This is a genomic window from Parvibaculum sp. (assembly GCF_046297875.1).
In the GTDB taxonomy this organism is placed as follows: Bacteria; Pseudomonadota; Alphaproteobacteria; order Parvibaculales; family Parvibaculaceae; genus Parvibaculum.
The window spans coordinates 474,023-493,305 of the sequence record NZ_JBKBHD010000001.1; the positions used below are offsets into that span (position 1 = coordinate 474,023).

Annotated in this window: 20 protein-coding genes, 1 tRNA gene and 1 riboswitch; of the genes, 6 read left to right on the plus strand and 15 right to left on the minus strand. The window is 62.7% G+C overall.

Annotated features, from left to right (window positions below; genetic code table 11):
- Positions 1–4 precede the first annotated feature (4 nt).
- Together ACK4FH_RS02360 and ACK4FH_RS02365 are read right to left on the minus strand one after the other, a co-directional pair.
- Positions 5–78, minus strand: a tRNA-Gly gene (locus tag ACK4FH_RS02360).
- Between the two features lie 46 nt (positions 79–124).
- Positions 125–1,144 (minus strand): DUF2804 domain-containing protein, encoded by a 1,020-nt coding sequence (locus ACK4FH_RS02365; protein ID WP_409810865.1) that lies wholly within the window; start codon positions 1,142–1,144, stop codon positions 125–127.
- Between the two features lie 89 nt (positions 1,145–1,233).
- On the opposite strand from ACK4FH_RS02365, the gene ACK4FH_RS02370 reads away from it, so the two are divergent.
- Entirely contained in the window at positions 1,234–2,184 is a 951-nt protein-coding gene (locus ACK4FH_RS02370; RefSeq protein WP_409810867.1) for a radical SAM protein, read from the plus strand.
- Here ACK4FH_RS02370 and ACK4FH_RS02375 read toward each other — a convergent pair.
- Positions 2,181–2,903: an LrgB family protein gene (locus ACK4FH_RS02375; protein WP_409810868.1), complete on the minus strand. Its 723-nt coding sequence runs from the start codon at positions 2,901–2,903 to the stop codon at positions 2,181–2,183. The genes ACK4FH_RS02370 and ACK4FH_RS02375 overlap by 4 nt on opposite strands.
- Complete coding sequence (locus tag ACK4FH_RS02380; RefSeq protein WP_409810870.1) at positions 2,900–3,289, minus strand: CidA/LrgA family protein; 390 nt, start codon at positions 3,287–3,289, stop codon at positions 2,900–2,902. The genes ACK4FH_RS02375 and ACK4FH_RS02380 overlap by 4 nt, the downstream gene beginning before the upstream one ends.
- Before the next feature lie 135 nt (positions 3,290–3,424).
- Between ACK4FH_RS02380 and ACK4FH_RS02385 the strand changes: the two genes are divergently transcribed.
- Positions 3,425–4,150 (plus strand): dienelactone hydrolase family protein, encoded by a 726-nt coding sequence (locus ACK4FH_RS02385; protein WP_409810872.1) that lies wholly within the window; start codon positions 3,425–3,427, stop codon positions 4,148–4,150.
- On the opposite strand, the gene ACK4FH_RS02390 is transcribed toward ACK4FH_RS02385, so the two are convergent.
- Positions 4,151–5,308 (minus strand): 2'-deoxycytidine 5'-triphosphate deaminase, encoded by a 1,158-nt coding sequence (locus tag ACK4FH_RS02390; protein ID WP_409810874.1) that lies wholly within the window; start codon positions 5,306–5,308, stop codon positions 4,151–4,153.
- Positions 5,309–5,447: 139 nt separating this feature from the next.
- Positions 5,448–5,527, plus strand: a riboswitch (SAM riboswitch).
- A gap of 41 nt (positions 5,528–5,568) precedes the next feature.
- Here ACK4FH_RS02390 and metZ point away from each other — a divergent pair.
- From metZ to argE, 3 genes are all read left to right on the plus strand, one after another.
- Positions 5,569–6,768 carry an O-succinylhomoserine sulfhydrylase gene (metZ, locus tag ACK4FH_RS02395; RefSeq protein ID WP_409810876.1) on the plus strand — a complete coding sequence of 400 codons (1,200 nt, stop codon included), beginning with the start codon at positions 5,569–5,571 and terminating at the stop codon, positions 6,766–6,768.
- A 191-nt stretch (positions 6,769–6,959) separates the two neighbouring features.
- Positions 6,960–7,352 (plus strand): Co2+/Mg2+ efflux protein ApaG, encoded by a 393-nt coding sequence (gene apaG / locus ACK4FH_RS02400; RefSeq protein WP_409810878.1) that lies wholly within the window; start codon positions 6,960–6,962, stop codon positions 7,350–7,352.
- A gap of 82 nt (positions 7,353–7,434) precedes the next feature.
- Positions 7,435–8,613 (plus strand): acetylornithine deacetylase, encoded by a 1,179-nt coding sequence (gene argE / locus ACK4FH_RS02405; protein WP_409810880.1) that lies wholly within the window; start codon positions 7,435–7,437, stop codon positions 8,611–8,613.
- Here the strand turns inward: argE and ACK4FH_RS02410 are convergent.
- The 6 genes from ACK4FH_RS02410 to ACK4FH_RS02435 all read right to left on the minus strand — a co-directional run bounded on the left by ACK4FH_RS02410 (position 8,596) and on the right by ACK4FH_RS02435 (position 14,069).
- On the minus strand, positions 8,596–9,057 hold the full coding sequence (locus ACK4FH_RS02410) for a BLUF domain-containing protein (RefSeq protein WP_409810882.1): 462 nt from the start codon (positions 9,055–9,057) through the stop codon (positions 8,596–8,598). The genes argE and ACK4FH_RS02410 overlap by 18 nt on opposite strands.
- Positions 9,058–9,150: 93 nt before the next feature.
- Complete coding sequence (locus tag ACK4FH_RS02415; protein ID WP_409810884.1) at positions 9,151–9,777, minus strand: hypothetical protein; 627 nt, start codon at positions 9,775–9,777, stop codon at positions 9,151–9,153.
- Between the two features lie 11 nt (positions 9,778–9,788).
- Positions 9,789–10,748 carry an Hsp33 family molecular chaperone gene (locus tag ACK4FH_RS02420; protein ID WP_409810886.1) on the minus strand — a complete coding sequence of 320 codons (960 nt, stop codon included), beginning with the start codon at positions 10,746–10,748 and terminating at the stop codon, positions 9,789–9,791.
- A complete protein-coding gene (gene argF / locus ACK4FH_RS02425) occupies positions 10,745–11,686 on the minus strand; it encodes an ornithine carbamoyltransferase (RefSeq protein ID WP_409810888.1) in 942 nt (313 codons plus the stop codon). The genes ACK4FH_RS02420 and argF overlap by 4 nt, the downstream gene beginning before the upstream one ends.
- On the minus strand, positions 11,683–12,894 hold the full coding sequence (locus ACK4FH_RS02430; RefSeq protein WP_409810890.1) for an aspartate aminotransferase family protein: 1,212 nt from the start codon (positions 12,892–12,894) through the stop codon (positions 11,683–11,685). Before ACK4FH_RS02430 ends, argF begins: the two co-directional genes overlap by 4 nt.
- A 365-nt stretch (positions 12,895–13,259) precedes the next feature.
- Positions 13,260–14,069 (minus strand): ABC transporter permease, encoded by an 810-nt coding sequence (locus ACK4FH_RS02435; protein ID WP_409810892.1) that lies wholly within the window; start codon positions 14,067–14,069, stop codon positions 13,260–13,262.
- Between the two features lie 375 nt (positions 14,070–14,444).
- On the opposite strand from ACK4FH_RS02435, the gene ACK4FH_RS02440 reads away from it, so the two are divergent.
- The gene (locus ACK4FH_RS02440) at positions 14,445–14,966 is read left to right on the plus strand and encodes a GcrA family cell cycle regulator (RefSeq protein WP_409815116.1); all 522 of its coding nucleotides are present in this window, start codon (positions 14,445–14,447) and stop codon (positions 14,964–14,966) included.
- Between the two features lie 91 nt (positions 14,967–15,057).
- Here the strand turns inward: ACK4FH_RS02440 and phoB are convergent, their stop codons facing one another.
- From phoB to pstA, 4 genes are all read right to left on the minus strand, one after another.
- A complete protein-coding gene (gene phoB / locus ACK4FH_RS02445) occupies positions 15,058–15,753 on the minus strand; it encodes a phosphate regulon transcriptional regulator PhoB (RefSeq protein ID WP_409810894.1) in 696 nt (231 codons plus the stop codon).
- Positions 15,754–15,895: 142 nt separating this feature from the next.
- Positions 15,896–16,612 carry a phosphate signaling complex protein PhoU gene (gene phoU, locus ACK4FH_RS02450; protein ID WP_409810896.1) on the minus strand — a complete coding sequence of 239 codons (717 nt, stop codon included), beginning with the start codon at positions 16,610–16,612 and terminating at the stop codon, positions 15,896–15,898.
- A gap of 73 nt (positions 16,613–16,685) precedes the next feature.
- Positions 16,686–17,519, minus strand: coding sequence for a phosphate ABC transporter ATP-binding protein PstB (gene pstB, locus ACK4FH_RS02455; RefSeq protein ID WP_409810898.1), 834 nt, complete (start codon positions 17,517–17,519; stop codon positions 16,686–16,688).
- Between the two features lie 22 nt (positions 17,520–17,541).
- Positions 17,542–19,281 carry a phosphate ABC transporter permease PstA gene (gene pstA / locus ACK4FH_RS02460; RefSeq protein WP_409810900.1) on the minus strand — a complete coding sequence of 580 codons (1,740 nt, stop codon included), beginning with the start codon at positions 19,279–19,281 and terminating at the stop codon, positions 17,542–17,544.
- Between the last annotated feature and the right edge of the window lie 2 nt (positions 19,282–19,283).

Genomic DNA, 19,283 nt, shown 5'->3' on the forward strand with positions numbered 1-19,283 from the left:
GGATTGGAGCGGGTGAAGGGAATCGAACCCTCGTCGTAAGCTTGGGAAGCTTCTGCTCTACCATTGAGCTACACCCGCGCCGGACCTTCTAGTTAAGGTTTCGGCGCGTTTTCCGCAAGAGGCGTCACCAGCGGTTCTGCACTTCCTCGGCAAAGCCGATGAGATCCTTCACCTCTATCCGCCGCCCGTCATCGAGTACGGCGACGCCCGAAAAACGCCCGAAGACCTGATGCTGGATCGAGCGGATGAGCTTCAGGTCCACCGCACTGTGGCGGTCGACAACAGGCTCGAACGTCATCTCGAAGCGGCCGTCATTGCTGGTGAAGCGCCAGGGTCCGCCGGTGAAGCTGCCTTCGGGTAGGTGGAACCGCACCTCATCGAATTTATGTGCGCGGCCATCGAAGAAGATCATGTTTTCGGACGCTGCCGAGGTGTCGCCGAAGCCATAGCCGATATTGAAGCCGAAGCTCTTTCCCTCCGCCATGCCGGAGGCCGAGCCCCAGTACCAGACATTGTCGTAAGTCCAGACGCCCCGGCCCCAGTCGAGCACGCCGAAGGACGCCTGAGGTTCGAAGGCGAATGTCTCGCCGCCCACCGTCACCCTGCCCTCCGCCGCCATGCAGTTGATCTTCTGGTTGTAGTAAAAGGCCCGCGGCGCGTCCGGGAATGGCGTTGCGATCACCATGCGGTCCATTGCCGGTTGCGCGAGAAATAGGTCGGCCTCCATGCCCCGGCCCTTGCCGAAGCCCGGATAGGAGAGCGTGATCCTGCGTCCGCCCGGCGCATGGCGGAAGGCGATATCCAATTTCGGATGATGCTGGACGATGTCGCCCTCATCCGCGCTTTCGGGCAGTTTCATCCGCCCGCGCGGGAAAGGAATGATGATGCCTTCCTCGATGAAGTCCGGCTTCCCGAAATCGAGCCAGACGGCGTTCAAAAGCCCCATATAGCCATTGTCGGCCACGACACAGGCAAAGCCGTAGCGATCGTTCAATACGGCGTAATAGTCCCATTCCTTGATGCGGTGCCAGCCGGCCTTGACGGCGGCGCGGCGGTAGCGCCTTGCCTCCTCCGTCGCCCAGCCTGCCTCGACAAGGCGCCCCTGCCCGTCGAGAAGCTCGCCCTTTGTCAGTTTCCGCTGCATCCTCATGCCCCCTGTCCGCCGGTCCGGAGAGTAGCAGTCCTCCCGGAATTGTGAATGGCGAAGCCCGGCCGCGATGTTAGGTTTCGTCCATGAACGAAATCGCCATGCAGAAATTCAGTCATCCGGACGTCACCGCCAAGGGCGAGATGCGCGCCGCCGTATCCTTTCACCGGCTCGACACGCTCTGGATCAACACGGGCACGCTCTGCAATATCGAATGCGCGAACTGCTACATCCATTCGAGCCCCACGGACGACCGCCTCGCCTATATCTCGCCGGAAGAGGCCGTGCGCTTTTTCGACGAGGCAGCGGCAATTGCGGCGCGGGACGGTACGCCGCTGCCGGAAATCGGTTTCACGGGCGGCGAGCCCTTCATGAATCCCGGCATGATCGAGATGCTGGAAGATGCGCTGACGCGCGGCCATGAGGTACTCATCCTCACCAATGCCATGCAGCCGATGCAGCGCCCGCACGTGAAGGCCGGTCTCATCGCGCTTCATGAAATTTTCGGGCCTTCGATCAAGCTCCGCGTCAGCCTCGATCACTACACCGAAGCGCTGCATGACGCGGAACGCGGCGCGGGCAGCTTCGCAAGAACGATGGAGGGGCTTCGCTGGCTTGCGTCGGAAAATTTCACGCTTGCCATTGCGGGCCGCACCATATCGGGCGAGACGGAAGATGAAGCGCGCGCAGGCTTTGTCGCGCTCTTCGCGCGCGAGGGGCTTGCTCTCGATGCGCTGAACCCCGCCTCGCTCATCCTCTTCCCCGAGATGGACGAGAAGGCCGAAGTGCCGGAAATCACCACTGCCTGCTGGGGCGTTCTTCACGTCGACCCCGCCACGATGATGTGCGCGACGAGCCGCATGGTGGTGAAGCGCCGCGGCGCAGCATCGCCTGCCGTCATCTCATGCACGCTGCTGCCCGACGATCCACAATTCGAGATGGGCGCGACGCTCGCCGAAAGTCTTGCCCCCGTGAAGCTCAATCACCGCCACTGCGCAAAGTTCTGCGTGCTGGGCGGCGCAAGTTGCTCCGCCTAGGAAAAGGCCAGCCAGAGCAGCGGCAGCACCAGCGCCGTCACGATGCCGTTGAGCGCCATGGCGACGCCCGAGAAAGTGCCCTGCACTTCATTTTCCTGAAAGGCCCGCGCCGTGCCAATGCCATGCGCAGCAATGCCCATGGCAAAGCCCTTCGCACGCTCGTCGCGAATGTGCAGAAGCCGGAAGAACGCGGCGCCGAACACCGCGCCGACAATCCCCGTCAGGATCACAAAGGCGGCGGCAAGCGAAGGATAGCCACCGATCTCGCCCGCAATACCCATGGCGATCGGCGTCGTCACGGATTTCGGCGCGAGCGAGCGGATCGTCTCGACGCTTGCGCCCATCATCTCGCCGGTCAGCACGGCGGAGATAACGGCGACCGTAGAGCCGATGACGAGTGCGGCCGCCATCGGCAAAAGCGCCGAGCGCACCCGCGCGAAATTGCGATAGAGCGGCACGGCGATGCCGACCGTCGCAGGCCCGAGCAGCCAGAGCAGCGCTTGTCCGCCGCCCATATAGTCGCCGACCCAGATATCCGCCGCCGCCAGCAGGCCGATGATCGGCGCGGCGGCAAGCAGCACCGGGTTCGCAAGCGGGGTGCCGCCCAGCGCTCGCTGGATGCGCAGCGCGAGGTAATAGAAGAAAAGCGTAACGAGAATCCAGAAGCCCGCCTCGAAAACGCGGTCCCAATAGATGAGCTTGATGCCGATATCGCTCATTCGTCCTGACCCTGCTTTTCCGTGAACCGCGCCACAGCCATGAAGGCATAGCCCGCCGCCAGCATGGCGAGAAAGGTGCTTGCGAAAAGCGCTACCAGAATGGGCCAGATGTCGTCGGCCAGCAGCGCGGCATAGGTCATCACGCCGACGCCCGCCGGAATGTAGAGAAAGTTCAGATGCGCGAGCAGGAAATCTGCGACGCGGCCGACCGGTTCGGGTACGCAGCGCAGCACGATGAGACCGCCCAGCAGTAACAGAATGCCGATCACCGTACCCGGCACAGGCAGACCAAGCCACCAGGAGACGAGCCGCCCCGCCGTGTCGCAGGCAACGAGAACGAGAAAGGCGATGAAGAGCTGGCCGGCAAGGCGCATGGCTTGTGACAATCCGTGAAAGGTATCCGCTGTGACAAAAACTTCATAGCCGAGTTCGTCCGATCTGTCGCTCGTCGTGCTGGATCGCGAGCGCGGAGGCCCTTAGTCTTTCGGGCAAGAATCAATTTCCGCTTCAGGGAGCCATTCATGTCCGCCAGCATCAAGACCGGTTTTGTCGAGTACAGCGATGGAGAAACGACTTTCGAGGGCTATCTCGCCGAGCCGGCGGGTGGCGGCAAACATGCCACTATTCTCGTCGTCCATGACTGGGCCGGGCTCCATGAAGGCGTGCGCGCCCGTGCGGACCAGGTGGCCGGGCTCGGCTACACGGCCTATGCGCTCGACGTATACGGCAAGGGCGTGCGCGGTAACATGGAGGGCGACAATTCCCATCTGATGGGCCCGCTTCTCGCCGACCGTGCGCTGCTGAAGAAGCGGCTGCTCGCGGGGCTCGAAGCGGCGAAGGGGCATGAGGCGGTGGATGCCTCCCGCATCGCCGCGATGGGCTATTGCTTCGGCGGGCTCTGCGTTCTCGACATGGCGCGCGCCGCAGCGCCCGGCCTCAAGGGCGTTGCGAGCTTCCACGGCATTTTCATGCCGCCAAATATCGGCCCGCAGGGCAAGATCGGCGCCAAGGTTCTCATCCTGCATGGCTGGGACGATCCGATGGCGACGCCCGACAGCGTTGCTGGCGTGGCGAAGGAGCTGACGGATGCCGGCGCCGACTGGCAGCTTCATGCCTATGGCCATGCGCTTCATGCCTTCACCGCCATTGGCGCCCATGCGCCCGAGCGCGGCATCAAATATGACGCCGATGCCGACCGCCGCTCATGGCAGGCGATGGAAAACTTCTTCGAGGAAGTGCTCGGCTGATCACTTCACGCGGAAGTGCTTGGAGAGCTTGAGGCCCTGCTTCTGGTAGTTCGAGCCGAGGCCCGAGCCGTAGAGCACGGAAGGACGATCCGTCAGCCGCTCCAGCACGAAGCGGCCGACGACCTGTCCGTGCTCGAGGATGAAGGGCACATCATGCGATCGGACCTCAAGGACGATGCGGCTGCCGGAGCCGCCGGCCTCTCGCGCACCGAAGCCCGGATCGAAGAAGCCCGCGTAATGCACGCGGAATTCGCCGACCAGCGGATTGTAGGGCACCATCTCGGCGGCATGGGTCGCCGGGATGTGGAGCGCCTCGGCGGTCGCCAGAATGTAGAATTCATCCGGGTCCAGAATAAGCCCCTTGCCGGGCCGCACATGCACCGGGTCCCAGAAGTCCCGCACGTCGTAGGCATTCACCTTGTCGATATCGATCACGCCTGAATGACGCTTGGCGCGGTAGCCGACGATCTCGTCCTCGCTCTCCGCGTCGAGATTGACCGTGAGTGCGATGCCGCCATCGATATCCGCCTCACCATCGACAAGGCGAAGCTCCTCATGGAGCCGCTTCATCTCGGCATCGGTGCAGGTATGCGTGCCGCGGCGGAAGCGGATCTGCGCAAGCCGCGACCCCGGCCGCACGAGAATGGGGAAGGTCCGCGGGCTGATTTCCAGATAGAGGTGGCCCTTGTAGCCGGCCGCCACCTGATCGAACTCGGCGGAGAAATCCGCAATCAGCCGGGTGAAAACGTCGAGGCGTCCGGTCGAGCTTTTGGGGTTGGCGGAGGCCGATGTCTTCTCCGACAGGGCCAGCGCCTCGACCAGCGGCACCAGATATACGCAGCCCGTTTCGAGTACTGCCCCTTCGGTCAGGTCGATCTTGTGGAGCATCAGCTCCTCGACACATTCCATCACGCCGCGCTCCGGCCCCGGCAGGAAGGAGGCCCGCAGGCGATAGGCCGTGGTCCCGAGCCGGAGGTCGAGGCTTGCCGGCTGGATCTGGCTCTTGTCGATCTCGAGCCCGCCCCAGATTTCCTTCTCGCGGATCAGCGTGGCGATGCCATGCGAGGGCAAAATGCCGGTCGTGTGGAGCTGGCCCGGGCCCACGCGGCGGGGCTCGTCATTGTGGTTCGGGAAAAGATCGTCCGCCGCTTTGGTCATTGATTTCAGGGCCTTGCCGCCACGGGCGTGTCAGCCGCCCCGGTGATAAGCGACGGTTATAATTGGCTCGGGGCGCGGGGGAAAGCCCGGCCTCGCCCCCTCAAGCCTTGACGGCAGGGCCCGCCGCCCCTTAAATGCCCGCCAATCCCGTGGTGATTTGAGCCGACCGGCTTGCGGCCACGTTAAACAACTCGCTAAAAAGGTCGGGACGCGAGCCCCGATCCCTTTCACGGTCGGGGTTTTTTATTTGGGGTAGCCCGATGAGCAAGACGACACGCGATGGACGGAAGCTGAGCGCCCGCACCGAGGCCGTTCACGGCGGCACGAACCGTACGCCCTTCGGCGAGACGAGCGAAGCCATGTTCCTCACCTCGGGCTATGTCTATGACACGATGGAGGCCGCAGAGCGCCGCTTCAAGAACGAGGAACCGGGCTTCATCTACAGCCGCTTCTCGAACCCGACGGTTCGCATGTTCGAGGAGCGGATGATCGCGCTCGAAGGTGCTGAAGATGCGCGCGCCACCGCCACCGGCATGGCGGCGGTGACGGCGGCCATGCTCTGCTATCTGAACGCAGGCGATCATGTCGTCTCGTCGCGGGCGCTGTTCGGCTCCTGCCGCTACATCGTGGAAGACTTGCTGCCGCGCTTCGGCGTTACCGCAACGCTGATCGACGGGCGCGATCTCGATGCCTGGAAGAATGCTGTGCAGCCGAACACGAAAGTCCTCTTTCTCGAAACGCCGTCGAACCCCACGCTCGAGATCATCGACATCAAGGGGGTGGCGGAGATCGCCCATGCGGCGGGCGCAAAGCTCTTCGTCGACAATGTGTTCGCAACGCCGGTACTGCAGCGCCCGCTCGAACTCGGAGCCGATGTCGTCATCTATTCGGCCACCAAGCATATCGACGGTCAGGGCCGCTGCCTTGGCGGCATCGTGCTTGCCGACCAGCAGTTCATCACCGACCATCTGGCGAACTTCATGCGCCAGACGGGCCCGAGCCTCAGCCCGTTCAATGCATGGGTCATGCTGAAAAGCCTTGAGACGCTCGACCTGCGCGTGCGCGAACATGCGCGCGGCGCCGAGGCCGTCGCCCATTTCCTCGAAGGCCACAAGGGTATCGAGCGGGTCTTCTATCCGGGCCTGCCGAGCCACCCGCAACACAATCTCGCGATGAGCCAGATGTCGGCAGGCGGCAATATCGTTGCCTTCGAGGTGAAGGGCGGCAAGGAAGGCGCCTTCCGCTTCGCAAATGCGCTGCAGGTCGTGAAAATCTCCAACAATCTGGGCGATGCCAAAAGCCTCATCACCCACCCTGCCACGACCACCCATCAACGGCTCACACAGGAAGCCCGTGAGGAGCTCGGCATCAATGAGGGACTGCTGCGGCTTTCGGTCGGGCTTGAGGATGCCGCCGACCTGATAGAGGATATGGAGCGCGCTTTCGCAGCAAAGAGTTAACCAAACTCACACGAAGCCGCGCCTGTTAAGGTGAAGTTAGCGGCTCGCCCATATGGTGCGAATGTGGCGGGGGAAGGGGCTTCGCGGCACTTGCCGCAACGTCCCGCGCGGCACATATTTTTTCCCCGCCGGATCGCAGCCAGAAGGGCTCCGGTTCCGCAAACCCAGACGCCTCGTGCAAGGACCGCCCGATGTATAGCGCCATGACCCGCTCCATAAATATTCTGGTCGAACCGACTTATCTCGAGGACCAGTCGGAGCCCGATCAGGATTATTATGTCTGGGCCTATCACGTCACGATCGAGAATCGCGGGCAGGAGACAGTGCGCCTGCGCGCGCGCTACTGGAAGATAACGGATGCGGCAGGCTGTGTGCATGAAGTGCGCGGGCCCGGTGTCGTTGGCGAGCAGCCGCTTCTCCATCCCGGCGAGAAGTTCGAATATACGAGCGGTACGCCGCTCGGCGCACCTTCCGGCATCATGTTCGGCAATTACGAGATGGAGACGGATCGCGGCGAGACCTTCGAGGTCGACATTCCCGCCTTCTCGCTCGACAGCCCCCACGCAAAGCGGATGCTGCACTAACGGGGCAAGCGCCCTCGCTTCCTCGCGCGCGGCGGACTAGGATGCCATCACACCATCCCTGACTGCCGGAAGATCGCTCTCCATGCCCGCGTCACGCCGTTTCACCTCCCGCGAAATGATCGAGAAGCTCGTCTCATTCGACACGACGAGCCATCTCTCAAATCTCGAGTTGATCGAATTCGTGGAGGACTATCTTACAAGCCACGGCGTTGCCTCGCGTCGGGTGATGAACGAGGACGGCAGCAAGGCCAATCTGTTTGCAACACTGGGCGACGAGACGCAGGCAGGCGGCATCGTACTTTCGGGCCATACCGATGTCGTGCCTGTCGAGGGGCAGGACTGGTCGAGCGATCCCTTCCGCATCGAAGAGCGCGACGGCAGGCTTTATGGCCGCGGCACGTCCGACATGAAGAGCTTCATCGCCGTGGCGCTCGCGCATCTGCCAGCCTTCCTCAAGGACGGGCCGAAAATTCCCGTCCATTTTGCATTGTCCTATGACGAGGAAGTGGGCTGCCTCGGCGTCCGCCCCATGATCGAGAACATCATCCGCACCCTGCCGAAGCCGCAGGTCGTGATCGTCGGTGAACCTTCCTCGATGAAGGTCGTCAATGCACACAAGGGCATCCAGTCCTATCACACCACGGTGACGGGCCTCGAATATCACTCGAGCCAGACCCATCTCGGCGTCAGCGCCATTCAGCATGCGATGGAACTGATCTCCTTCCTGATGGGGCTTGCGGAGGAGATGCGCCGCCGAGGAGACCCGTCGGGCCGCTTCAGCCCGCCCTATACGACCATCAATATCGGCACGATCCGCGGCGGCACGGCGCTCAACATCATTCCGAAGACCTGCTCGTTCCTCTGGGAATACCGGATGCTGCCAGGGGCCGATACGGAGGAGATCATCACGCGCTTCAATCACCATGCGGAAAATGACGTTCTGCCGCGGATGCGCGCCGTCTTTCCCGGTGCGAAGATCGAAACGAAAGTCCGCGCGCAGTCACCCGGCCTCGCGGCACTCGATGGCGATCCCGGTGAAACGCTTGTGATGAAGCTCGCGCAATGCAATTCCGCGGAAGCCGTTTCCTACAATACGGAAGCGGGGCTCTTCCAGCTTGCCGACATCCCCACCGTCGTCTGCGGGCCGGGCGATATCGCCCAGGCGCACAAGCCCGATGAGTTCATCGAAATTTCTCAGGTGAAGGAATGCGAGGCTTTCATGCGCCGCCTCGCCGACTATGTCTCAGGCGCGCCGCTCTAGGTCCGGCGCCCCGCGCATGTTGCGGCTGGCATAGAGCGAGCGCATGAAGGAGATGATCTCCGGCGCCTGCTTGCGCAGCAGTTCCACGTTCGGGTTCTGCGTCAAATCGCCCGCATCGACCGGCAGAAATTCGCCGCCGGGATCGCCATGAAACACTTTCTCGAAGCCCATCGTCCAGTCGGGAAAGCTGCGTTCCTCGCGGTTCCGCTCGAGGACGCGGAGCAGGGCGCTGTGCCGCGCGTCCGTCAAAATCCGGCGATAGGTCTGTTCGACCATTTCCCGCTCGCCTTCCAGCACCTGAAAGAATGTGCCGTCGACAAGCAGCAACATGCCGGAAAGCCCGTCGCGTCTGTTGTTGGCCGTCGAAGCCCGCAGAATGTCATGCACCTCGGCATCGCTCATGCCGGGTCTCGCGGCGCTCATATAGGCAATCTGGTAGATCATGGTGACGGTCAGTTTCCGACGGTTTCACCATCCAGAATATTGTCCGCCGGGTTTAAGGGTGGTTAATAGCTGACGGGCAACCGTCGGCAGCCTTCAGCGCAGCGTGGCACCCATGCTGCGGCGTACTTCGGCGGTCAGCGCCGCGTCGAATTCGCGGGCGAGTTGCTGCATCAGCTGGCCATAGGCGGCATCCCGCTCGTTCAGGCTCGCGCTTTCAAGCACCGTGCGATTGGCGCTTGCCTCGACATTGACCGACCACTGGCTGAGTTCGCCGGGCCGCTCGCCCGGCCGGTCGACATCGAGGCGGGCCCGCAGCCGGGCCGTCAGGCGAACATCCTGCTGGTCGCCGAAAACGGCCGTCAGACCGCCCTTTTTCGGCAGATCTTCGGAAATCACGCTGCCATCAAGCACGGTCAAGACCGCCGTGCCGCGCGGGCCAACGCCGACAAGGCGGGCCTGCGCCCAAGCGCGTGCGGCGCTCACCGGCGTCACGCTGTAGAGATGTTCGACATTGGGCGCACGTCCGGGCGGCTGATACCGGCTTTCAACCGAAATGGAGGCAATGTCGAGTCGGAGCGGCGTCTGCGCCTCGAAGCTCACGGGCTTCGGCCCGGCCGGTGCCGAGGGTTCGGTCGTGCAGGCAGAGGTCAGCATCAGTGCCGCAAGGACGGCTCCGGCGATGCGAAGGGAGGCAAGGTTCAGACCGGCAATGCGCTTCACGTCAATCCCTCTCAGTTGAGCCCGTCCTTCAGTTCGGCGGGTTCGAAGACATAGACCTCGCTGCAGAATTCGCAGGTGGCGGTGATGACACCATCCTGCACCATTTCGTCGATTTCATGACCGCCGAATGAGCGAAGCACCGACGTCATTCTGTCGCGCGAGCAACGGCAGGAAAATTCGACCGGTGAGGGCTCATACGCACGCACGCCGTCCTCGTGAAACAGGCGGAAGAGCAGCCGGTTCGGTTCAAGCGCCGGGTCGAGGAGCTCGTGATCCTCCACCGTACCGAGCAGGATCGAGGCGCGATTCCAGTTTTCCTCTTCTTCGGTATAGGGACTTTCGTCCTCCGCCTCGCGATAACCCGTCAGGCCGCCATCCCGCGCAATGTGCTGGATCATGATGGCGCCTGCCCGCCAGTTCTTTTCCGTCCCGCCCGCTTCACGGTGATAGTAGGGACCGGCGGCAAGGCGGATGCGGGTCGCGACCTGTTCGGAGCTTGCGAAATATTCATGCGCACTGTGGCTCAGGCCCTCGCCATGCAGCGAGACGATGCCCTGATAGCGATCCATGTCCGGGCCCTGATCGATCGTCAGCGCAAGATAGCCCTCGCCCAGCAGATCCGCGGGCGTGGTCCGGCCGCTTTCCAGCGCCTCGGCGACACGCGCCTCATCCATCTGCGCATAGCCGCGAATGCCGCCCGGCGACTGGAAATCGGCGACCAGCATGCTGACCGGCCCCTTGCTCTGCGTCTGCAGGATGAAGCGCCCGTCGAATTTCAGTGCCGAGCCGATCATGACGGTGAGCGCCAGCGCCTCGCCAAGCAGGCGCGACACAGGTTCGGGATAGGCATGGGCCTTCAGCACACGGTCGACCAGAGGCCCGAGGCGCACGATGCGGCCTCGAATACCGAGCCCCTCGATCTGGAAGGGCTGCACGAGATCGTCCACGAGCATCGTGTTGCCGTCACTCACCGGAAGCACCAGGCCAGCACACCCTTTTGCGCATGAAGCCGGTTCTCCGCCTCGTCGAAGACGACGGAGGCCGGACCGTCGATCACATCCGCCGTCATTTCCTCACCGCGATGGGCAGGCAGGCAATGCATGAAGATCGCGTCCTTGCCGGCTGCTGCCATCAGGCGCGGGTTCACCTGATAGGGCGCGAGAAGATTGTGGCGATGCGTCGCTTCCTCTTCGCTATAGCCCATCGACACCCAGGTATCCGTATTGATGCAGTCGACGCCGTCCACTGCTTGATAGGGGTCGGTCGTGAGCGAGACTTTCGCGCCCCTCGCCTTTGCCCAGCCCAGCGCCTCCGGCGATGGCGCAAGTTCCGGCGGGCAGGCAATCCGCAATTCGAATTCGAGCTGGGTCGCGGCATGGATCCACGAGGTCGCGACATTGTTGCCATCGCCGACCCAGGCGACGCGGCGCCCCCTGATCGGACCCTTGTGTTCCTCGAAGGTCATCACATCCGCCATGATCTGGCAGGGATGCGAGCGATCGGTCAGCCCGTTGATGACTGGCACGGTCGCATGTTCCGCAAGCTCGAGCAGCTTCGCGTGATCGGTCGTGCGGATCATGATCGCATCGACATAGCGCGAGAGAACGCGCGCCGTATCGGCAATGGTTTCGCCGCGGCCAAGCTGCGTGTCGCCGCCATTCAGCAGGAGCGTCTCGCCGCCCAGCTGGCGCATGGCAACATCAAAGGACACGCGTGTCCGCGTCGAGGGCTTTTCGAACAGCATGGCGAGCAGCCGCCCCTTGAGCGGCTTGTCGGAATCGGGTTCCGCCTGGCCGAGGCCGGTCCGGGCCTTCTTGCGTTCGGCAGAATTGTCGAGAATGGCGCGGATGTCGGATGCAGCCACCGCGTCGAGGTCGAGAAAATGTCTCTTCGTCGCCATGGCTCTCATGACTTTGCTCCCGCGGCTTTCGCATCCGTGTCGAGCGCGGCATCGAGCTTGCCGCATGCGGCCATCAGCTTTTCGATCGCCTCGTTGAGATGCGCTTCCTCGATATTGAGCGGCGGCAGGAGCCGCACCACATTGTCGCCCGCACCGACGGCGAGCATCTTTTCATCGCGCAGCGCCGCCACGAGATCGGTGTTCGTCACCCGGCATTTGAGGCCAAGCATCAGCCCCTCGCCGCGCACGCCTTCCACGATCCGCGGATAGCGGTCTGCAAGCATGGCGAGCTTTTGCCGGAGCTTGAGGCCGATCATCTGCACATGCGGCAGGAACTTCTCGTCCAGTGCGAGATCCATCACCGCGTTCGCAACCGCCATCGCCAGCGGATTGCCGCCGAAGGTCGAGCCATGCGTGCCCGCCGTCATGCCACGCGCCGCCTCTTCCGTTGCAAGACAGGCGCCGACAGGGAAGCCGCCGCCCAGCGCCTTCGCAACCGCCATGATATCGGGCGTGATGCCCGCCAGTTCATGCGCGAAGAGCTTGCCCGTGCGGCCGACGCCGGTCTGCACTTCGTCGAGCACGAGAAGAATGCCTTTCTCGTCGCACAGCGCACGAATGCGCCTCAGATCCTCGTTCGGAATGACGCGGATACCGCCCTCACCCTGAATGGGCTCCATCAGGATACCGGCCGTTGCCGGGCCGATCGCGGCTTCAAGTGCCTTCAGGTCGCCGAAGGGCACTTGCGGGAAACCGGGCATGGCCGGGCCGAAGCCTTCGAGATATTTCTTCTGGCCGCCGGCCGCGATCGTCGCGAGCGTGCGGCCGTGGAAGGCGCTTTCCATCGTGATGAGTTCGTAGCGTTCGGGCGCGCCGCCCGCCGCATGATATTTCCGCGCCATCTTGATCGCGCATTCGAGGGCTTCGGCGCCCGAATTGGTGAAGAAGACGGTGTCCGCGAAAGTCGCCTCGACGAGACGCCGCGCAAGCTTTTCCTGACCGGGAATGCGGTAGATATTCGAGGTATGCCAGACCTTCGAGGCCTGCTCGCTGAGCGCGGCGATCAAGTGCGGATGGGCGTGGCCCACGACATTGACGGCGATGCCCGCACCGAAGTCGAGATAGCGTTCGCCCTTCGCGGTGATGAGCCAGGGGCCTTCGCCCCGTTCGAATTCAAGGTCGGCCCGCGCATAGGTCGGCAAAACAGGCGTAATCACGGAAGTCGGTCCTTCTCACAAATCTTTTGACGACGCCGTTCGCGAATGCCGGGAGAAATGCCGAGGGTTCTGTTGCGGCTGAAAGGGGCTCCGGGCGATCCGGCGAGACAGCAGTTTCCTGCGGAGGCTTCAGGCTCTCGCCCGCCTCCTTCTCGCTGTCAGCCTCGTCGTTTCCCGTAGAGGATCATGCCGATCACACCCTGATACCCCTTTCGGGGGCTCCTCACCGGCCCCGCCGGGGGCCGCCAATAGAAAAAGCCGCCCCGCGCGGGGCGGCAGTCCGAGAAGCAATGGAGTATTAGGGCGCGGACCCTGACCTGTCAATCTCGCGGACCTATCCTCCGCTTAACGATTTTTGGCCGGCTTCAGGCCTTGAGCCGATACCCGGTCCTGAAGAGTACGTGGCAGACGGTCCAGAGTACCAGATTCATGCCGATCACGATGGCGATGCCGGTTGCGATGGAACCGTCGGCATGGCCGGTGACGCCGTAGCGGAAGCCGTCAATCAGGTAGAAGACGGGGTTCCACCTGGTCGCCTCATGGGCGAAATCGGGGAGCTGGGTCACCGAATAGAAGGTGCCGGACAGGAAGGTCAGCGGCAGGACGATGAAATTCGTCACCGCCTGCAGATGATCGAATTTCTCCGACCAGACGCCGCCCAGAATGCCAAGCAGCGCCAGCATCAGCGAGGCGCCCACCGCATAGAAGAGCACGGCCCAGAGATGGGCGACGCCCATATCCACGAAAGGCAGCATGGCCACCGCCGTCACGAGCCCACAGACAAGGCCGCGCGTGACGCCCGCCAGTGCGATACCGACATTGAGCTCGCCCGCCGACAGGGGCGGCATCAATATATCGACGATATTGCCCTGTATCTTCGAGATCAGGATCGAGGAAGACGTGTTGGCAAAGGCGTTCTGGATCATGGTCATCATGACGAGACCGGGCGCCAGGAACTCGATGAAGGGCACACCATGCACATCGGGCCGGAACTTGCCGATGGCGAGCGCGAAGATCGCCAGATAAAGAAGCGTGGTGATGACAGGGGCGGCGATGGTCTGCGTCATCACCTTCCAGAAGCGGCGGACCTCCTTCAGATAGAGCGTCCAGACGCCGAGCCAGTTCACGGCGCCGAAACGGCGCGCGCCTTCCAGCGGATAGGGGCTCTGGCTCATGGGCGTCCTCTTGTTCTGTCGGATTGGGGCCTGATGGCAGGCATAGACGAGGCCCGCGCTACCCGCAATGCGGGAAGTTGAGGCCCATGTGGGACGGGCCTTCTGTCCCGGCAAGGCCGAACAGGACCAAAAGCCGGTAAAACCCCTGCAAATCCGCTCTTTTCTGTGGATAAGGGCGGTGTGGCCCGGAAGGCCGGTTGCGATTTCGCTCCCCTATATTGTATATTTTAGATTAATGACCACGAAATCTAGTGGGATGCTTCAGGGTCTTGTCTCCGCCTCGCGGAGCGCCCTGCAGGGATTTCGGGGCCTGCCGGCGGGGAACCGGCTCATGCATCCAAACGGGCTTTGAGCGGCCCTGAAGGGGAAGGGAACATCATGTGGACCGATGAACGCGTCGAACTGCTGAAGAAGCTGTGGGGCGAAGGCCTGAGCGCCAGCCAGGTCGCCAAGCAGCTCGGCGGCGTCACCCGCAATGCGGTGATCGGCAAGGTACACCGGCTAGGCCTTTCGGGCCGCGCCACACCGAGCCGCCCTGCCCGAGCCCGGCCGCAGGCGCCGCGGACGCTCGTCCGGGGCCGGCCCGACCCGCTGACGGCAGAGACTCGTCATGAGGAAATCGAGCGCGATACGGGCGGCGAGCGGCGCGAGCCCGCCCGCGCGGAGGAGCGCGGCCTCGAGCCCGCCGAACGCGCGACCGTGCTCACGCTGACCGAACATACCTGCAAATGGCCGATCGGCGATCCGGGCCGTCCGGGTTTCCATTTCTGCGGCCGTGGCGCCGATCACGGCTCGCCCTACTGCACCGACCATGCGCGCATGGCTTATCAGCCGGTGCAGGCGCGGCGCAATCGCGACCGCAATGCGGGCATCCGCAAGGATCGCCTCGTCAGCTAGACGCATAGGCCTGCGGGCTTGTCGGGGGACAAGAGGGGACGAGGGAACCGGCGCTTGCAGAAATGCAGGCGCCTGTTCTGAATTTCAGGCCTCAGCTATGGAACTGCTCGTCGAGCGAATAGCCGGCGGAGCGGACGGTGCGGATCGGATCCTTCTCGCCCTTGTTGTTCAGCGCCTTACGCAAGCGGCCGACATGCACGTCCACCGTGCGCGCCTCGACATAGACATCCGAACCCCAGACAGCATCAAGCAGCTGCTCGCGGCTGAAGACTCGGCCGGGATGCTGGATCAGATGATCGAGCAGACGATATTCCGTCGGCCCCAGATGCACCTCGCGGTCGCCCCGGCGGACGCGATGCGCCGCACGGTCGATCACGATGTCGCCGAAGGTGACGAGGTCTTCCGTCAGCGCCGGACGAATGCGGCGCATCACGGCGCGGATCCGCGCCAGAAGCTCCGTCATCGAAAAGGGCTTGGTCACATAATCGTCGGCACCGGTATCGAGGCCGCGAATGCGATCCGTCTCCTCGCCGCGCGCCGTGATCATGATGATCGGCACGTTGCGCGTTTCCGGTCGCCCACGCAAACGGCGGCAAATCTCAATGCCAGACAGGCCCGGCAACATCCAGTCGAGCAGGATGAGATCGGGCGTGACTTCCTTGACGAGAAGAACAGCTTCCTCGCCGTCGGAGGCTACCACGACCTTGTAGCCTTCCTTGTCGAGATTGTACTGAAGCAGCGTTGAAAGCGCTTCTTCATCCTCGACGATCATGACGGTTGGTTTCATTCTGCGTTCAAACTGACTGCGTTCCGGTTGCTCCTGGCCTATATTGCCGGAGATGGCCTGAATTTTTTCAATACTGTCCATAGAAGCCTGACCCTGTTCGCCGCGACGGGCAAGCGATATTCCCATGGTGCCTGTGCCTCCTCTAGCTGCCGGCCTTCACCGCCGTCATGCTGGTGGTGTCGCCTTTCGGGCGCTCATCGGCAACCCACTCGCCTGTAACGAGATAGCTCACCGTTTCAGCGATATTGGTGGCATGGTCGCCGATGCGTTCGATGTTCTTGGCAACGAAAAGCAGATGCGTGGAAACGCCGATCGTGCGCGGGTCTTCCATCATGTAGGTCAGAAGCTCGCGGAAGACGGAGTTATACATGGCGTCGATCTCTTCATCGTCCCGCCAGACTTCCATTGCCGCCTGCGCCTCGCGGTTCGAATAGGCGTCAAGCACCTGCTTGAGCTGGCGCTGCGCTAGCCGGCCCATGCGCGAGATGCCTTGGATGAGCTTGTTCGCACCCTCAAAATCGTTCTGCAGTACGAGCGCGCGCTTCGCAATATTCTTTGCAAGATCGCCGATACGCTCGAGGTCGATCGAAATCTTGATCGCCGCGATGGCTTCGCGCAGATCGACCGCCATCGGTTGATGCAAAGCGATCAGACGCACCGTCGATGTCTCGATCGTGCGCTCGAGTTCGTCGATCGCGGCGTCGCTGGCGATCGCGCGTTCGGCCAACTGCGTGTCGCGCCGCAAAATTGCGTCAAGCGCCGTACCGAGTTGCGCCTCGGTCAAGCCGCCCATCTGCGCGATGCTGACCGAAAGGGCCTGCAGCTCCTCTTCGAACGCTTTCAGAGTGTGTTCGGTCACTTGCCGCTCTCCTTGTTCTGGGGGCCGCCGCCACGGCCAGCCCGCTCTGATTTGTGCCGCTGCGGACTGCCGCTCAGCCGAAGCGTCCCGTCACGTAGTCACTGGTGCGCTTCTGCTTCGGATTCTGGAAGATCGTTTCGGTCGCGCCATATTCAATGAGCCGGCCGAGATACATGAAGGCCGTGTTCTGCGAGACGCGCGCTGCCTGCTGCATGTTGTGGGTCACGATCACGATCGTGTAGTGCCCCTTCAATTCGTCGATCAGCTCTTCGATCTTGGCCGTCGCGATCGGGTCGAGCGCCGAGCAGGGCTCGTCCATCAGCAGCACTTCGGGATCGGAGGCAATAGCGCGCGCGATGCAGAGGCGCTGCTGCTGACCGCCGGAAAGGCCGAGAGCGCTCTCCTTCAGGCGATCCTTCGCTTCGTCCCAGAGGGCCGCGCCGCGCAATGCGCGCTCACAGGTCTCGTCGAGAATCTTGCGGTTACTGACGCCGTCCACCCGCAGCGGATAGATCACATTGTCGTAGATCGACATAGCGAAGGGATTGGGCTTCTGGAACACCATGCCCATCCGCTTGCGCAGGGCAATCACGTCGACGCCGGTCCGGTAGATATCTTCGTCGCCGACCTTGACCTTACCCGTGATCTTCAAGTCGTCGATAAGATCGTTCATCCGGTTGAGGCAGCGCAGCAGGGTCGACTTGCCGCAGCCCGACGGACCGATTAGCGCCGTTACGAGACCCTTCTGGATCTTCATATCGATGCCGTAGAGAGCCTGGGCTTCTCCATACCAGAGATTGAAGTTCTCGATGGACAGGGCGGCGCCATCCGGCGCTTCAACGATGTGATAAGCCGTCGGCTCGAACGCCGGAGCCTGGTCTTTCTTCTTGGCGAGAGCGGCACTCATGAATTGCACTCCGGTTTCGGGATCAGAACTGACCGACAGCGAACTTGCGCTTCAGCCTGTTGCGGATATAGATGGCGGTGGAATTCATCGCCACGATGAGGAAAAGCAGCAGCAGCGTGGTGACGAACACCATCGGCTTGCCCGCTTCCGAATTTCTCGACTGGAAGCCAACGTCGAAGATGTGGAAGCCGAGATGCATGAAGCTGCGCTCGAGATGGATGAAGGGGAAGAAACCGTCTACCGGCAGTTCCGGCGCGAGTTTCACCACACCGATCAGCATCAGCGGCGCCACCTCGCCAGCGCCGCGCGCCATGGCGAGAATGAGACCCGTCATGATGCCCGGCAGGGCGCGGGGCAGCACCACATAGCGGATGGTCTGCCACTTGGAGGCGCCACAGGCGAGCGAGCCTTCGCGCATCGAACGCGGCACCGCCGAAAGGGCTTCTTCCGACGCCACGATAACCACAGGCACGGTGAGCAAGGCGAGCGTCAGGGCCGACCAGAGAATGCCGCCCGTACCGAATGTCGGGCTTGGCAGCCGTTCCGGGAAGAAGAGCTGGTCGATCGACGCGCCCATTGTGTAAGCGAAGAAGCCCACGCCGAACACGCCATAGACAATCGATGGAACGCCGGCGAGATTGTTCACCGCGATGCGCACCGCCGCCACAAGCCGGCCCTGCTTCGCATATTCGCGAAGATAAAGCGCGGTGATGACGCCGAAGGGAGCGACGACGACCACCATGATCAGCGTCATGACGACCGTGCCGAAGATGGCAGGAAGAACGCCGCCTTCGGTGTTCGCTTCGCGCGGTTCGCTGCCGAGAAACTCACCCCAGCGCGAGAAATAGATGCCGACTTTCTGGAACGCCGAAATGTCGTTCGCCGGATAGAGGCGCACGATCTGGGACAGGTTCGATTCTTTCGTCCGCCCGCCAACTTCCTCCAGCACGATGCGATAGCGCGCGTCCTCGGCCTTGAGCGCTGCTGCCCGTTCGGACAATGCGGCAAATTCCGACTGGTACTGGGCGATGAGGGGTTCTGCTTCGGCGGCTGCCTTTTCATACAGCGGCGAGTCCACGCCATATCGAATTTCGGCCCGGCGCAACTTGAGACGCTGTTCTTCGATGCGATAGTTGACGCGGCCGATTTCCGACTTTTCGATGTAGCGGATCGCGTCCCAGCGGTCGCGGGCCTCCGCCTGGTGCCGCGCAATCTCGGCATAGGTCAGGGAACCGGCGTCCTGCGGCACGTCTTTCAGTGTCAGACCGGCAATCTTGCCGACAAACCGGCCCCACTCCTGACGCTCGAAGAGATAAAATCCGCTGGGCTCCGCGATCGACGCGACTTCAAAGTCGCTCACCCAGCGGAAATCCTCGTTGTAGAGATCGTAGTTGCCGATGCGATAGAGCGCACGGTCGGCATATCCATCGCTGAGTTCGACCATTTCGCGCGCTTCCGGCGACATGGTTGCCAGAATTTCGGGGCCGACGCGGTAGGTGCTTCTGCGCGACGGCTCACCCGCCACCAGGTTTCCGTTCGCCAGCGTCACGACCTGTATGGGCTGCGGCCAGAAGGTGACGACACCATTCCAGAAGATCATGAAAAGGAAGCCGGCGATCAGAATGATGCCGATTGCCAGCGCGCCGCCCAGCGCCCAGAGCCACGGCTCGCCGACGGCCGAAACGTCTGCCGTATATTTTCGCACCGCGCGCGCCTTCGTCGTCGCTCCGGCCTGCTTGTCATCCATCGCAGTAACACTCATCT

Bases quoted from the DNA above. Each gene is read 5' to 3' on its own strand.
- metZ (WP_409810876.1), top strand. From the start codon at position 5,569: ATGAGCAAGACGACACGCGATGGACGGAAGCTGAGCGCCCGCACCGAG.
- pstB (WP_409810898.1), bottom strand. From the start codon at position 17,519: ATGAGTGCCGCTCTCGCCAAGAAGAAAGACCAGGCTCCGGCGTTCGAG.
- ACK4FH_RS02365 (WP_409810865.1), bottom strand. From the start codon at position 1,144: ATGCAGCGGAAACTGACAAAGGGCGAGCTTCTCGACGGGCAGGGGCGC.
- pstA (WP_409810900.1), bottom strand. From the start codon at position 19,281: ATGAGTGTTACTGCGATGGATGACAAGCAGGCCGGAGCGACGACGAAG.
- apaG (WP_409810878.1), top strand. From the start codon at position 6,960: ATGTATAGCGCCATGACCCGCTCCATAAATATTCTGGTCGAACCGACT.
- ACK4FH_RS02435 (WP_409810892.1), bottom strand. From the start codon at position 14,069: ATGAGCCAGAGCCCCTATCCGCTGGAAGGCGCGCGCCGTTTCGGCGCC.
- phoB (WP_409810894.1), bottom strand. From the start codon at position 15,753: ATGAAACCAACCGTCATGATCGTCGAGGATGAAGAAGCGCTTTCAACG.
- ACK4FH_RS02370 (WP_409810867.1), top strand. From the start codon at position 1,234: ATGAACGAAATCGCCATGCAGAAATTCAGTCATCCGGACGTCACCGCC.
- ACK4FH_RS02410 (WP_409810882.1), bottom strand. From the start codon at position 9,057: ATGATCTACCAGATTGCCTATATGAGCGCCGCGAGACCCGGCATGAGC.
- ACK4FH_RS02375 (WP_409810868.1), bottom strand. From the start codon at position 2,903: ATGAGCGATATCGGCATCAAGCTCATCTATTGGGACCGCGTTTTCGAG.
- ACK4FH_RS02390 (WP_409810874.1), bottom strand. From the start codon at position 5,308: ATGACCAAAGCGGCGGACGATCTTTTCCCGAACCACAATGACGAGCCC.
- ACK4FH_RS02385 (WP_409810872.1), top strand. From the start codon at position 3,425: ATGTCCGCCAGCATCAAGACCGGTTTTGTCGAGTACAGCGATGGAGAA.
- argE (WP_409810880.1), top strand. From the start codon at position 7,435: ATGCCCGCGTCACGCCGTTTCACCTCCCGCGAAATGATCGAGAAGCTC.
- argF (WP_409810888.1), bottom strand. From the start codon at position 11,686: ATGAGAGCCATGGCGACGAAGAGACATTTTCTCGACCTCGACGCGGTG.